Here is a 15,058-nt window from a genome sequence, read left to right as displayed (position 1 = left end):
CGATCTCAGCATGAGTGACTACCCGTACGACTTTGACGCCAAGATTGACGAAAATCTTGGTTCTCGTTCCTAAAGACATCGTCGCCAAGCTGGATTTCAGTAAGTCGAAACGTGTGCGAATCGACGGTGAAGTAAGCCACCCAGGCAAGTGGCCAATTGATGGCCAACCGAACGTCCGCCTGATCACAAGCAGCGATCATGCGATCGGCTTCGGCGAGCGAAGCCGCGAATGGTTTATCAACTAGAATGTCGCACCCTAGCCGTGCCACCCTCTCAACCCACTCGCCATGCTCGGACCAGCCGGACAAAGAATGGCCAAGTCCGGTACCGTCGATTCGCAGAGCGTTTCAGGATCTTTGAAAACTTGATCAGCCGAAAAAGAAAACGCCGTGATCGCATCTTGCATCCGCTAAGGTTGCTCGTCACAAATGCCAACCAATTCCACCTCAGGATGATCGTGCGCCATGCGCAGCAGATCGCCCATGTGGAAGTCGTCGAAGTTGATTCCAACGATTCGCAATGGCTTCGTCAGCGTTCTAAAAATCCGTGCTAGGGTCGCTTAGTTCGATCGGCTTGATCCAGATGTTTCGGTAGAGCACTTCGTGACCTTCGCACTGCAATTTGATGCCACCGGGAGTGTCCGTGATTCCAAATCCGTTGTCGTTGCCACCGTCGATTCCGGAATTGGCGCCGCCCCAAACTTTGTTGATCTGCTGATTGAGATGAACCTTTTCACCATTGAAGTACATCGTCACCATTGGCTTCTCGGAAAGCGTGCCCTGTTTAAATCGAGCCGCCCGAAATTGGATGTCGTACGCATTCCATTTGCCGATCCCGTTGTAGGCATGATAGGGCGAGGGCGTTTCATTAATCACAGCACCGAGCCCATGCTTGGTCTTGTCACCATCAAGAATCTGAATCTCGTAGCGGTTCTGCAGGTAAACACCGCTATTGCCACCCGCGTTAGGAATTAGAAACTCGACGTGCAATCGAAAGTCACGAAATTTCTGTTTGGTCACGATGTCGGCGGTTCCGTACTTGCCCCCTGCGGCGGCTGGATCATCCGTCATGATAGCCGATTCATCGTCCACCGGATCCTCGACCACCTTCCATTTGATCGGCAGCGAAGAACTGAACCGAGGGCCTTCCCAGTAAGTCCATTTCTCGTCCAACATCTCTCGCGACCCATCAAGGATCACCTCTGCCCCCGTGATCGGCCGGGCACCCACACCAAGCGCATCGTCACTCCTGGAAACCGCCGGCCCAAGATACCCGATCCAGAAAACACACCATGAAGTTAAGCAGAGAAGACGCATCAGCAGGCTCTTAAGCGAGAAATAACGGGCTAGAAACAATCGATAACTATAGCTCATTTCACCGACGGCAGTTTTTCATTCTTTTCCTCAGCGACTCCAGACGCACACAATCGGCATTCACGTTAATCCAGTGAATCAGCTTAAGCCGCGTCGTCCGGCGTTTCATAGCCAAGTGTTATCGATCATGGCATTGCTTGGTACGGATGGATGCCTCGCCAGATGCGTGAGGGAAACCTGGAATTTACTTCATTCAGCCAACCGATTCGGACACGCACGACTCCTGCGGCCAATAGGACTGGTCGCGTTCAAACGCGGTTCTCGGCTCTCAGGTTACACGCATCCGTTTTGTGAGTATGGTTCTGTTGGCTTCGACATTGTTCCCAAATCTGATTCGCCTGACTTCATGATCATTCAGCTGATAGTGACCCACCCGGGCGGAGCCCACAAAGACGATTTCCTTGCCTGTAGCCTGTTGGCGCATATGCATGGTGCTCCGATTCAGCGACGCGATCCAACAGATGAGGACTTGGCCAATCCTTCGGTCTGTGTAGTTGATATCGGTGGGGTGCATGATCCGGAACGGAAGAACTTTGACCATCATCAGTTCCCTCGTGATGCCCCGCCACTTTGGGCCTTGTCGCTTGTGCTCCAGGACATGGGGCTTTACGAGGACGCCCTGTCCTTTTGTGCTTGGCTTCGTCCAGCGGAATGGCTGGACACGTTAGGCCCCAACGAAACAGCCAAACTGATGGAGATTCCATGTGCGACGCTGGGATCGCTCAATTCGCCGCTCGACATGACGTTGTTGAATCGATTTGCGAGCCGCACGTAACTCAGTTTAGAAAGTCCTGTCTACCAAGTCATGTGCATGGTGGGGGAGGACGTTGTCAACTACTTGCGGACTTTGCGTGAACGGCTGGACTATCTGAAAGAGCACGGTCAGTACTGGACGATTGGAACCGAAGGCGAGCCGATCCAGGCCTTGTTCCTGGAACAAAGTGACGCCATTTCAGAGGATCCTTCGCTTGGGTTTCACGCCTTCATCGAGAGCGAGGGAAAGGGAAACGAGATTCACGCGATGGTCTACGATCCCAACGCCTCACCCACGATATGAACGCACCAAACGCAGATAATCGTCCATGCTGTGTTGTTCAACAATCCAGGCAATCGCCTTCTTGATCGCATACTTGAATGCAACCTGAGCAACCGTACCAGGACCGAAACGAACTACTTGCCCCTCGCGTATATTTGGATCGTATTCGATGGGTTGCCCAGGTAATGCTTGCAGCTCCTCCAACGTGATCGGCGGCTCGTCGAATACTGAGCCATGAATTTCGATCACACTCTCCACGATGCACGCTTTTCCAAATTCATCCGACTGAAAGGATGCCTGACGCATTGTAGCTCTTGCCGACGGACCGATGGCAAGGCCCTTATTTCCCAAACGAATATGAAGTCCCGCGTGCCCGTAGTCGGTCATGAACGGTATTGCAGGCGGAATGCGCGAGACAACATCGGTTGGTCGGGCGACGCGAACGTAGTGATCTTTCAACGCAGTGTCGATGTTACGACACCCCTTTGCATCAGTTACTCGCGGTTGACCGAACGTGATCACGTCGGCCGAAACCTCTCGGCTCAGCTTTTGATCGAAGGCACAGAGCACCGCCATGGCACCACCAAGACTGTGACCTGTAATCCACAACCGTTGCCCCGACTGTTTGCTGATGAAGGTTTGTGTGTCTGCCCGGATAGCATCAAAGGCGTCGATAAAGCCCCTGTGAAAAACGCCTTGCGAACACGTCTTGGCTCTCAGATCCAAATTGGTCAACCAGTCGAGCCTATCGTCCGTCCCCCTGAATACGACGAGTGTCACCCCTGGCGCATCCATCACGTGAACCATCAGGTTCTCCTGATCGTTGGTGATGGTTGCAAACCGTTCAAACCCCAGACCACGAACGAAGTAGGACACAGTTTCGTGATCGTTGCGGTATACCTCACCCGACAACATGGCAAGGTCCGCAACGATGGCGAACGGTGGATTGTCGCCTGCAATCGACGTCGAGCGAAGTCGGGAAACAAACTCGGAATCCAAGGGAACATCGCCGCTCGCAGCAACAACCGCACCGCCAAAGCTCGACTCTTCAATTCGATTTCCGCTGGCAGAGTAGCTCTGTGCCTGGACGCGATTGGCACCGACCAAAAGAATGAAAAAAGTGCATGCAAAGAGTAAGGATTTCACGTGCCGCCTCAGTGGTTTGTGTGATAATTTATTCAAGCGAAACGAAGGGCATCGGCAGTCCGATTGGCGTTCCTGACCGTTTCGCATCGATTATATCAGAACGTCAGGTCCAATCGGGTGTCTCATTCGCTTCGCGATTCCCTACGTGTCAAGTGTTGCGTTATTTCTCAAAACGCTTGGGCACAAGCTCGGACGCTATCAGCTGACCGATCTCCAGTTGTGGTCGTTGAACACGGGGCACTTCAGACTCAGCACACCGGAGCCACAGCTTCTCTGTACTCGCCCGTGTAAGCTAGGAACCGTAAATTGGTACTGTTTCAGAACGAATTGCATTTGATCTCAGGGTAGGAAGAGCAACACTTATGCGGAGGAGTAAGTACTCGTGCGTTTCATAGATGGTGGCCCAGCACTGCCGGACACACTTCTCCGAGCACGAGATGAGGGCCGCGTTGTGTTTTTTTGCGGCGCGGGTGTATCGCGGGCACGCGCCGGTCTTGCAGACTTCTTCGGTTTAGCTGAATCCGTCATTCGAGAGCTGGGAGCATTGGCGGACAGCGATGCGGCTAAAGTCCTGCAGAAGGCGAAGCAGATTGGCAAAGAACTCGACGTCACAGGACTCATTTCAGCCGACCGCGTGTTCTCGTTACTGGAGCGTGATTTCGATAGGTCGGACATCCAGGCCGCGGTTGCCAAGAGTCTCACACCAGCGGCGGACGTCAATCGTTCAGCACACGAAATCCTGCTTCGCCTGGCGCGCACTCCAAGTGGCAAGACACAACTTGTGACTACGAATTTCGATCGGTTATTCGAGGCTGACGATGTAGAAATCCAGTTGTTTCAACCGCCGCGTTTGCCGCAACCGTCCCGATACGACGATTTGGACGGCATCGTGTATCTCCACGGTCGCGTCGACACCGACTGCAAACAAGAAGAGGGGAATGGGTTTGTCCTTTCCAGCTCAGATTTTGGTCACGCCTATCTGTCTGATGGCTGGGCCACCGAATTCTTCCGCGAAATCGTTCGAAAGTATGTCGTCGTCTTTGTTGGGTATTCTGCCGACGACCCGCCCGTGCATTATTTGCTTGAAGGCCTGAGACGAAACCCCGATTCACTGAACGGGATCTACGCCTTTCAGTCAGACGAGTCGGCCGAGCTGACCGCTCGCTGGCAGCACAAAGGCGTCATACCCATCGCGTATTCTGACGCCGAAGAGCATCACGCCCTGTGGGAAACGCTCGGACTGTGGGCGATTCGTGCCGACGACCCGCAGAAGTGGCGTGAATCGATTCTCGATCTTGCAATGGCAGGACCGAAGGAGTTGAAACCACACCAGAGGGGGCAGATCGCGCACATTGTTTCAACCTACGACGGCGCCGAAGCTTTTGCTGAATCAGTACCTCCAGCAGAATGGCTGTGTGTACTGGATCCTAGTTGTCGCTATGAGCCGCCGGGACATCTGATTTACGTGACTCCGGACAGCGCAAGAATCGATCCATTCATACGATACGGATTGGACTCTGACGAGATACCACAGCGCAGCGGTGGCGATTCCTTCAACCGAAAGCGGGAAGTTCCTACTGATGCGTGGGACGCGTTCACAATAAGCGAACTGGATCAGCAGGATTTGTCACCGAACAACCTCCCTGCAGTTCGAGGAAATTTTGCGGTAAACGTTGCGGAATTGCCAGCACGCCTTCTGTGCTTTGCGAGATGGATCGCGAACGTCGCCAACCAGCCAGCGGCTGTGTGGTGGGCGGTCCGGCAAGAGTCCCTGCATCCGAGTTATCGAGGGGCCATTGAATGGAGACTCTCGCGGATCCATGAAGACGAGGTGATTGATGTCGAGATTCAACGAGTGTGGAACTACCTTCTCGAAGCGTGGAACGATCCTCCGCGTGACGCTGACCAGGACTGGTTTGAGTTGGAGCAAGCCATCAAGCGGAATGGATGGTCGATAAACTCATCGCGACGCTTTGTGAAGCTCAGCGAGCCGTATTTGAAGGTGGGCCCGGCACTGATGTCGCGTCCTGTACCACCGGCGGCGGAGGATGGGAACGGAATAATCGATTTCGTTAGTATTGAAGCTGAGTGTCCGGTACCACCAATTGACTCAGACATCCCGGTCGAGTGGTTGGCTCAAACCGTCCGGGGCCTTCGTTACTGCCTCGAAGCGGCGACGCGACTCTGTGAAGAAGTGAATGATCATCAACGCCATCGCATCAGCCCAATCGAACGGGACCTGAGCCCAAAGATATCCGACTATGGGCGGACCCGCGACCTTTCCGGGTGCGTCATAGCGTTTGCTTCGCTGTACGAGCGACTGGTTGCCGCAGATCCGCAGCGAGCTAGGGAAGAGTTCGCAGCGTGGCCGTCGGATGAATGTACCGCGTTCGCGAGACTTCGCTTCTGGGCAAGTGGGAAACCAGAGATCGCAACGCCTGACGCATTCGCTCAGGTGGTACTTGGGTTGACCGACAATGTCTTCTGGGGTTCCCACCATCAGCGAGATCTGCTGATCACGTTAGCGAAACGCTGGACCGCGATAGCGGCAAAAATCCGTATTGATATCGAAACGAGAATACTATCCGGGCCTTCACGTTACGAAGGTGAAGACGAAGATTCGTACCGAGAACACGTAGCGTGGTCTGTGCTGGATCGATTGCAATGGCTAAAAACACATGGGTGTGAGTTCTCTTTCGATGCTGAGAGCGAGATCGCTAGCCGCAAACCCGATGCACCGAACTGGAAACCGCAGTGCGCGGAGCGTGCAGCAGAGTCACGGGAGACGCGAAGCGGATCGGTGGCGACCAACACTGAGCACAGCGCTCTCGTCCGTGAACCGATAAGCTCGATCCTTTCCAAAGCACGCGAGTTGTCCGGACGCTCCGATACAGACAACTTCAGAGAAAACAATCCATTTGCCGGGCTATGCTCGAAACACTCTCGGCGTGCCTATCTCGCACTTGCGAAGGCAGCGCGACGTCATGCGTATCCGCCATGGGCATGGACGACATTCCTGAATTGCGATTCAAGAGAGAATGATCGGCCGGCATTTTCCGCAGTCGTCGCGACGCGACTGTGTCGGGCGACAGATGAGGTGCTGTCTGAATTGCTTTATCTCACAGCGTGTTGGCTGCAGAAAGTCAGCAAGGCTATCCGATGCTTCCTGGTCACATCGACCTGTTACTGCGGATCACCAGTGCGCTCCGTGCTCGATCGACTCGATCACAGGGCGACGATCAAGCGATTCGCGGATTGTTGCAATTGCTGGGCGAACTATTCCGTGCTCAAAAGCTAGCGGACAAAGAAGTCGGCGCGCTGGTCACATTGGATTTGATCTATGAAATCCAGCACACCGCACTCGACAGCGACACGCAGTCGAGCATGTCGCGAGTCATGAACGAGTGCGCTGCTGAGCCCGGCGATTTGAAGATCCGGGCCGCCAAGGTCGTTTCCCTGCTGGAGCTGATCCAAGAAACCGAACCGACCACTGCAGAACTCGTTGCGCAATGCCTGTTCGACACACTCGATCGTGGCAATCAAGTCGCCGAGGTGACAGAAGCCCTCGAATGGCTGCTGGCCCACAACCTGCTCGGTTACAGCGAAAAGTTGGGCTACAAAATTCAGTCCACGGCCGGCGAAGAATGGGAACGCACCAAGCGAGAGATCCCCGTCAAACGCGAAGACATCAGCGAGCAAGTCCAAGCAGCACTGAAATATCTGATTGAGGACACAAAAGAGAAGCCGAAGCACAAAGAACGAGCCTTTCCGATCGGCGGCGTCTATTCCGATTCTGCATCCAAGCGGGACGAAAAAATCGTCGACCCCAAAGATGACGCCTCCATCCAAGTCGACTTCCGATTCTTGCCGCGGGATCAAACCGATGAAGCGACGTGGCGAGACCGCAGCAAGGAATCACTGCTGGAAGAACGTCTGATCTGGGTGTGTGGTGATCTGTCTGATATTGATGATCGTGTTCGCCAGCTCGTTCGCTGCCGAAGTATGATTGGAAAGTTCGGCAAGAAGCGTGGATCACTGACGCAGGCCAAGCAGTTGTTGCTCGGTCAAGAAGAAGTGCGCTTGGGCGATCTGCAAAGCGAAGTCCGTGACGCCGTCGCCTCGGCATGGCGAAGCGGCAACTTCTACTTTCAAGGCGAATGTTATCCCGCCAGCGAATTCAATGCGTTCGGCACCGCGCTGACCAAAACGGCCACCAACATTCTGGCAACGCTGTTCCCGCATTTCGACCCAATCAACATCACACCGGGCGAACTCGCCCAATTGACCGAGTCCGAATTGAACGGACCGAGCGTCAAATTCACCGAAGACCATCTCGGCATCCTCGAACAGGACAGCGGTCGCTTCGTGCCATCGTGTACTGGGGTCGTGCCGCGGCGGATCCAAGAGCACATCGAGAACGAAGACGGTATCTCCGGCGTTAATTTGTTGCAGCACTTTGGTCGCCCGCCATACGGATACCGTCCTGAGGTCGTGAAAGCCTGTGTGGCGGGTTTACTGCGTGGATCCAAAATCAAGATTCAATCCGTTGAAGCCGGTGGCGAGATCACCGCCATTCGTGACGCCGGGGTCGCAGACCTGTTCTCCAGCGATCGGATCTTCAAACGCAGTGAAATCTACCCCGTCGGCGATGACGACGTCGGTTATCAGGCCCGCGCCAAAATCTGTCGTTTCTTGGCCGAGCAATTGAAGGTCACGATCGACCGCGAAGACCATTTGATTGCCGACGAAGTTGCCAAGCTGTTTCCGCAGCAAGCGATCCGGCTACGTGAAGTCATGGGCACCCGTCGAATTCGCAAGTCGGAAGAAGCGATCAGCGAAATGCGAATCCTCGAACACGGCATCTGGTCGGTGCTACCCGAACGATGTTTCGCATTGGAACTTCGCACCAGCGGAACGCAAGAACTCGACTTCCGTTTGCACGCCCCCGATTCAGACGAGTCGCGCAATGAATTTCTGCACACACGATCCAGCGAAGCATTGCAGATCGTGCGTTCAGAAATCCTGAGCCGCCGCAGTCCACGCAAGCCCTTGTCGAACCTTCACCTGATCGACGCAGGCTTGTGGACAACGATCCCCAAGCAGTGTTGGCAACTCGAACGCGAGATCACTCGCATCCAAGACGAGCACGCTTTCACATTGTCCGATTCCGACTCCGACGCCGCCCGAGCTGCCTTTGTCAGCAGCCAAAGTGCCGATGCGATGAAGATCGTGACCGACGACATCAACACCCGTCCGCTGACCAAACGAAAGCCACTGCCCGAATACCCGATTGCGGAAGCCGGCTTGTGGGCCAACTGCGCCGCCGAGTGCTACGACCTAGAAATCGAAGTCATCAAGAAGCAGAAGACGCCTTTCCAACTGATCGACCCCGACCACGAATCCGCCCGTTCCAAGTTCGAGCAGGCCAATCCCGAAAAGGCCTCCGAACGCAAAAAGCTGATCGAGAAGTACTGCCCGCCCGAACTGCCCGGAATGGACTCGGATCCAGAACCTAAGAAAAGAAAACGTAAAGCAGGCAAGACCGGGGGCGCAGCGAAATGACCGATGCCCTCGGACCAATCTCGCGACACCTGGAAACAGAGCTTCGTCAAAAGGTACGCCGGCACAACCTGGTCATCTGGTTGGATGCTGAAGGTGCTTACACGGACCTGACGCAGCAATTGATTGGTTTGCGTGCGGAGGGTGAGCTGAGCTACGACGTGTTCACGCTCCGCGACAGCCTGCTGGAGCTGATGCTTGAATTGGAACCGTGGACGAGTGGCATCGCGCCCAAGTCGATGGTCGTTCACATGCCGGGTTTCAACAAACAATCGGTGCGTGGCACGCCGCTGCTGGAGATGTATCTGGCCGGATGCAAGTTCGAGCCGAACTTGTCGACTTCCATCTCCGACGCCGCGGCCGGCAAGTTGCTGCCGACTCAGATCGACGCGTACTTGGCTGGGACGGAATTATCGCTTGCCGATGCAGATCAGTGGCTGGCCTCGATGCTGGGCGATACCGCCAGCACGTTGACGGGACGCCTGCGATTGGTGACGACCGAGTCGCTGATTGATGACTTGCTGACTCCGCCGCCTGCGAAGGGACCTCTGTCGTCACAGATCACGAGCGAAGATGACGTCAACGCAATTTGGGAACGATTCGGCGCGGCTTTGGGGCTGCCTCTGCTGTGGCGAGACCAAGCCATGCCTGCCACGGCGATACCAACTCCTGAAGCGATCGCGTTCGTCGCGTCGAGCTGGGCTTTGAGCGTTGAGTACGTCGATGATTTACACCGTGCTCCGGTGGATCCACGTTTGAACGCGACAAGCGGATTGGCGAGCAAATTGGTTGAAAATTGCCGTGCACTCGCAGAGCATCTACGCCAGCGGCACCCCGATTTCTACACTCGCACGGCCGACGAAACCGAAGCGATGTTGCCAGATGAGGTCGAACAAGCGAGACCAGAGGATCTCGGCAAAATTGATACGTTCCGGTTTGAAGAAACCAAGATGCTCAGCGGTGCGATTGACGCTCTGCAAAATGCGGACTGGAACGCCGCAGTTGATTGGGCCGGACGCCGTATCCAAGACGACTCGTTTTGGCTCAGCCGCGAAGCCACTCGCCGCAGCGCATGGCTGCTTGTCGATGATGCCGCCAAACTAGGCCAACGGATTTCGGAAGCGAGTACCTCGCTGACGGATGTCAATGATTTCTCCACGATCCTTGAACGCTACGCGAACCTCGGTGCGCCGGTCGATCGTGCCCACCGCCAATTGGAACAACGTCGTCACGCGTTGCTGGGGCCGAGGCTACCGGACTTCGACAAGTTGCGGACTTGTTTGGATTCGCTGCGGGAAGTGTGGAGAAAGTGGGCCGACGGATGGGCACGCGATTTCAACGTGTTCTGTAGCACGCACGGATTCATGCCACCGGCCGAGCTGCAACAACGGAATCTGTTCGACCAAGTCGTATCGCCGATGATGGACGCGAAAGCGACAACGGCTCTGTTCGTGATCGACGCGTTTCGATACGAGATGGCCGCAGAGCTGATGCAGCATCTGACGGGCGAGCGTTTGACGTCGCCTCGACTCGATGCACGGTTTGCAGAGTTACCGACGATCACTTCAGTCGGCATGAACGCACTAGCTCCCGTTGTTCGTGACGGCCGGATGAAGCCCTCGATTACCAATGGGAAAATTGGCGGCTTTCATGCTGGCGAGTACCGCGTCTTTGATCCGGAGACTCGAAAGCGGGCGATGCATGATCGCGTCGGTGGACCAACGTGCCCATTGTTGAAGTTGCAAGAAGTGGTCGACCGCGACGCGACGAGTTTGAAACGCAGCATCGCTCGGGCCAAACTGGTGATCGTTCACAGCAAAGAGATCGACGCGGCGGGTGAAGCAGGATTCGGACCGGCTGTGTTCGATTCGGTGACTAAGAACATTCGTCGTGCGTGGCGTTTGCTTCGCGAAGCCGGCGTGAAGCAGTTTGTGTTCACGGCGGATCACGGTTTCTTGCTTCGTGATGGATTGGACAATGTCCAATGGCGTGGATCGAAAGTCATTCCTGATCGCCGCCATCTGATTTCGCCGCTCGCGGTAGACCAGAAAGACGAGATACGTGTGCCGCTGAGTGATCTGGGGTACGACGACACCGACGATCATCTGATCTTTCCGCTGACAACGGCGGCCTTTGACAAGGGCAAGCGGTTGGGCACGTTCGTTCACGGTGGTAATTCGTTACAGGAACGTGTGATTCCGGTGCTAACGCTTAGCCATCGCGCCGACATTGGTGGAAACACGCTGAAGTACCAGATCCACGGACTCGCACGTGATGGTGTCGGTGGGATGCATTGCTTGACGGCAACCATCAAGGCGATGTCGGAACAACCGGCATTGGATTTCAGTAGCCACCGTGAAATCGAGATAGCCGTTCGTTCAACGGACACGCCGACCGTGACGGCCGAGTTGTGCCAAGTGCGCGGCGGCGGCTCACAAATCGCCGGCGGCAGTGTGTTGGCCGCTGTGGGCGAGGAGTTCGAGCTTTTCTTCCGTTTGCGTGGCGACACGGACACCCGTGTCGAAATCGAGCTGTATGGATGCGGCAAGACCTTCATGGCTCGTTTGTCGCTACTGGATGCGAAAGACAAAGGGTTCGCTACCAGCTTTGTCGTGGTGTCGGATAACGATTTGCGTTTTCATCGTTTCGACGATGTGTACCGAAAGGTGATGATCGAACTTGGCACCAATGTCTGTCCGCGAGGTGCAATGGGCGACATCCTTGATCGCTGGATCGGCAAGGTGGAAGACGCATTGATCGCGGCGGGCGAAGACGAAAACGCGGACGACTTCGACGAAAAGGTCCGCAAGCGACTCGATGAAGACTTGGCGTCGCTGACTGGCGGCCAAGCACCGCAAGATTTCATCCGCGTCATTCAGACAATCTTCGACTTGAAACAGCAGGGCGACGTTGCCGGGGCCGGATCGCTGATCTCTTGGCTGTGCGGCAGCGGTAATGTGGCTGCATCCGCCAAGAAATCCGCCGGCATCAAAGGCGACATCACCAGCCGAGATGCACTTGATTACTTGCGAGGTGTGTTGGAGATCGTCAAAGCGGCTGGCTACAAAGGATTGGTCATCGTGATCGACGAGGCTGAGACGATCCTGCGTATGCGGAAAGATTCGCGGCACAAGTCTCTCAACGGAATCCGCCAAATCGCCGATGCTGCGGGATCCTACCCAAGTCTGCTATGGGTCTTCACGGGAACTCCGGACTTCTTTGATTCCCGACAAGGCGTCGCAGGACTGGCTCCGCTAAACGATCGCATCCAGTTCATGAAGCAAGGAAGATTCGCCAGCCTCCGGCAAGCCCAGTTGGAATTGACGCCGTTCAACGCCGAGCGTTTGCGAAGCGTCGCCGTAAAGCTCCGTGAACTCTATCCGACGAACGATCAATCTCGCATCGACACCAAAGTCGGCACCGAGTTCATCGACCGCTTGGTGGACGAGGTCACGAAGGGTTTCAAAGGGGATGTTGGAGTGGTTCCACGACAGTTCCTTCGCCAGTTTGTAACGCAACTGGACCTGGTGGACGAGAACGAGGATTACGATCCGATGACGGAGTATGGGTTCGAGCCGCAGGATCTGTCTTCGGAAGAACAGTTGGCGATCACTGGTGCTGCGCTTACGCCGGGCGACGGTGAGGACGATGGCGAACCACCTGTTGCTGAGGACATTTGGTGAGCGTCTTTTCCCAGTTCGCCCCTCGATTGCAGGAGGCCATCGTTTCACGACTCGGATTCACGAGCCTGCGTCCTGTTCAAGAACTGGCGGGTGAAGCGATCCTTGCCGGTAAGAACGCGGTTGTGCTTGCTCCCACGGCGGGCGGTAAGACTGAGGCCTCGATCTTTCCAACGCTTTCGGGACTAGTCAGCGATCCCGTTGATGGTGTCGGTGCGATCTATATCGCTCCGATCAAGGCATTGCTAAACAATCAAGCACATCGCCTGGACCAGTACACCGAAATGGTCGGACTGCGTCGGTTCGTTTGGCACGGAGACACACCAAGCAACGAACGCAAGAAGTTTCTGAAAGAACCCACCGAGTTGCTGATGACGACCCCAGAGTCGTTGGAGGTGATGTTGGTGTCACAGAGCGTGGACGAACAGACGCTGTTTCGCGAACTGCGTTATGTCATCATCGACGAAGTCCACGCCATTGCTGGCAGCGACCGCGGCGCTCACCTCATGAGCGTGATGGAACGAATCGCGGTTTACTCTAAACACGATTTGCAACGCATCGGGTTGAGTGCGACGGTCGGCAATCCAGAGGCGATCCTCACATGGCTCAAGGGCAGTTCACAGCGAGAAGGCGTCGTGGTGGATCCGCCGAAGAAGCCATCACGCCGCCAACTGCAAATTTTCCACCGCGGGGGGTTGGCTTCGATCGCAAACGAAGCCTCTCGGAAGGCTCGCGGTAGCAAGAGCTTGTTCTTCTGCCAATCGCGTGCGACGTCCGAAGCGGTCGCCGAGCAGATGAGACGTCAAGGCACCGAGGTCTTCGTTCACCACAGTGCCGTTTCTAAGGAAGAACGTCAATTCGCCGAAGAACAGTTCCACAGTGGCAGCGACGCCTGCATCGTATGCACATCGACCCTTGAGCTCGGCATCGACGTCGGCGACTTGGACTACGTCCTGCAATCCGAGGCACCGGACACGGTCAGCTCGTTCATGCAGCGGATGGGGCGCACAGGACGCCGTGGAGACAATCCCGCCAACACGACGTTCTATTGCGAAACAAGCGAAGGTGTTCTCCAGGCGATCGCAATCATAGAACTCGCGAAGACTGGTTGGGTCGAAAGTATCGAAGTGAACGATCGCTGCTGGCCAGTGCTGATCCATCAGTTGCTCGCGATGTCCCTATCCACCGGCGGACTGCGTCCCGAACAAGCATGGGAACACCTGTCCCTTTTGCCGGACTTCTGCGGCATACAGCGTAACGAATTCGATCGTCTGATCGCCTGGATGATTCAAGACGGCTCGATGGTGCTATCCAGCGGTCTGCTATCGCTTGGCCCGACGGCCGAGCGTCGTTTTGGCCGCCGCAACTTCATGGAACTGTTCGCGGTCTTTTCGTCACCCAAGACCTATGCGGTGATGACAATCGCAGGTCAACCGGTCGGATCGCTCACACAGGATTTTGTCGACCGACTCGTCGAAGATGTCAGCACTTTCCTACTCGGTGGCCGAGCCTGGGCCGTCAACCAAATCAATCACGACGATCGCCGCATCTTTGTCATCCCATCACCAATTGGACGGCAACCATCGTGGGGCGGCTTCTTGCCACAATTCCTTGGCTACGATCTATGCCAACAGGTCCTCCAAGTCCTCACCTCAACCGAAGACTATCCGTATCTCGAAACCGAATCACGCGAAGTCCTGCACGAAGAACGTCGCAATCTAGGCGACTTCCTCACACCGGAGCGCGGCGGCATCGACGGCGACACCCACGAACTCCGCTGGTGGACCTTCGCCGGAGGCCGAATCAACTCAACCCTCCGCTACGCCCTAGCGTTCCTAGAACCAACCTGGACATTCATCCCCGACAACTACGCCATCAAGATCCGAGGCGACAGCCCAACATCCGCATGGCTAGGCGAAGCCATCAGCCAAATCTCCACTGACGACTTCTGGGCCAATGACGCCCTCCATGCATCCATCACCGCCGCGATTCCCAATTACCGCCTCACTAAATTTCAACCTCTCATGCCGGATTGCGTGGAACGAGAAACGCTGCAACGGCATCTGCTGGATGTTTTTGGAACGGAACGATTCCTGAGGCAATCAATTTTGGCGGAAAATTCGCTCGAGTAAGAGGCGGGCACCGAACATTAAATCAAAGTTGTAGTCGCAGAGGCTTCCAACGATTCAATGCGTTGGTTTGCTGAAGAACTGATCCCCTGACAATTCTAGATTCGGAGTCACCATTGTTTTCTAGTACGCAAT

8 protein-coding genes are annotated in these 15,058 nt (G+C 55.5%); 5 read left to right on the top strand and 3 right to left on the bottom strand.

Going from position 1 to position 15,058, the window contains the following annotated elements:
* Positions 1-5: 5 nt before the first annotated feature.
* Positions 6-269 (bottom strand): Gfo/Idh/MocA family oxidoreductase, encoded by a 264-nt coding sequence (locus tag Poly21_RS28345; RefSeq protein WP_367302568.1) that lies wholly within the window; start codon positions 267-269, stop codon positions 6-8.
* Between the two features lie 267 nt (positions 270-536).
* Positions 537-1,316, bottom strand: a complete 780-nt coding sequence (locus Poly21_RS20680) for a 3-keto-disaccharide hydrolase (RefSeq protein WP_302119931.1) — start codon at positions 1,314-1,316, stop codon at positions 537-539.
* Between the two features lie 403 nt (positions 1,317-1,719).
* Here Poly21_RS20680 and Poly21_RS27790 point away from each other — a divergent pair, with 403 nt between their 5' ends.
* Both Poly21_RS27790 and Poly21_RS27785 read left to right on the top strand, forming a co-directional pair.
* Positions 1,720-2,148 (top strand): MYG1 family protein, encoded by a 429-nt coding sequence (locus Poly21_RS27790; protein WP_302119930.1) that lies wholly within the window; start codon positions 1,720-1,722, stop codon positions 2,146-2,148.
* A gap of 30 nt (positions 2,149-2,178) precedes the next feature.
* The gene (locus tag Poly21_RS27785; protein WP_302119928.1) at positions 2,179-2,430 is read left to right on the top strand and encodes a hypothetical protein; all 252 of its coding nucleotides are present in this window, start codon (positions 2,179-2,181) and stop codon (positions 2,428-2,430) included.
* Here the strand turns inward: Poly21_RS27785 and Poly21_RS20670 are convergent.
* Positions 2,416-3,555 (bottom strand): lipase family protein, encoded by a 1,140-nt coding sequence (locus tag Poly21_RS20670; RefSeq protein ID WP_302119926.1) that lies wholly within the window; start codon positions 3,553-3,555, stop codon positions 2,416-2,418. The genes Poly21_RS27785 and Poly21_RS20670 overlap by 15 nt on opposite strands.
* 382 nt (positions 3,556-3,937) lie before the next feature.
* Between Poly21_RS20670 and Poly21_RS20665 the strand changes: the two genes are divergently transcribed.
* The 3 genes from Poly21_RS20665 to Poly21_RS20655 all read left to right on the top strand — a co-directional run bounded on the left by Poly21_RS20665 (position 3,938) and on the right by Poly21_RS20655 (position 14,926).
* Positions 3,938-6,853 carry an SIR2 family protein gene (locus Poly21_RS20665; RefSeq protein WP_146408970.1) on the top strand — a complete coding sequence of 972 codons (2,916 nt, stop codon included), beginning with the start codon at positions 3,938-3,940 and terminating at the stop codon, positions 6,851-6,853.
* 2,260 nt (positions 6,854-9,113) lie between these two features.
* Complete coding sequence (pglZ, locus tag Poly21_RS20660) at positions 9,114-12,797, top strand: BREX-6 system phosphatase PglZ (protein ID WP_146408969.1); 3,684 nt, start codon at positions 9,114-9,116, stop codon at positions 12,795-12,797.
* Complete coding sequence (locus tag Poly21_RS20655) at positions 12,794-14,926, top strand: DEAD/DEAH box helicase (RefSeq protein ID WP_146408968.1); 2,133 nt, start codon at positions 12,794-12,796, stop codon at positions 14,924-14,926. Before pglZ ends, Poly21_RS20655 begins: the two co-directional genes overlap by 4 nt.
* Positions 14,927-15,058: the final 132 nt, after the last annotated feature.

The organism is Allorhodopirellula heiligendammensis, from assembly GCF_007860105.1.
GTDB classification, from domain to species: domain Bacteria; phylum Planctomycetota; class Planctomycetia; order Pirellulales; family Pirellulaceae; genus Rhodopirellula; species Rhodopirellula heiligendammensis.
The sequence above is the reverse complement of the archived record's forward strand: the minus strand, read 5'-3'. Positions and strand labels throughout refer to the sequence as shown.

Coding starts and splice junctions, on each gene's coding strand:
- Poly21_RS27790 (WP_302119930.1), top strand. CDS start 1,720: ATGATCATTCAGCTGATAGTGACCCACCCGGGCGGAGCCCACAAAGAC.
- pglZ (WP_146408969.1), top strand. CDS start 9,114: ATGACCGATGCCCTCGGACCAATCTCGCGACACCTGGAAACAGAGCTT.
- Poly21_RS27785 (WP_302119928.1), top strand. CDS start 2,179: ATGTGCATGGTGGGGGAGGACGTTGTCAACTACTTGCGGACTTTGCGT.
- Poly21_RS20680 (WP_302119931.1), bottom strand. CDS start 1,316: ATGCGTCTTCTCTGCTTAACTTCATGGTGTGTTTTCTGGATCGGGTAT.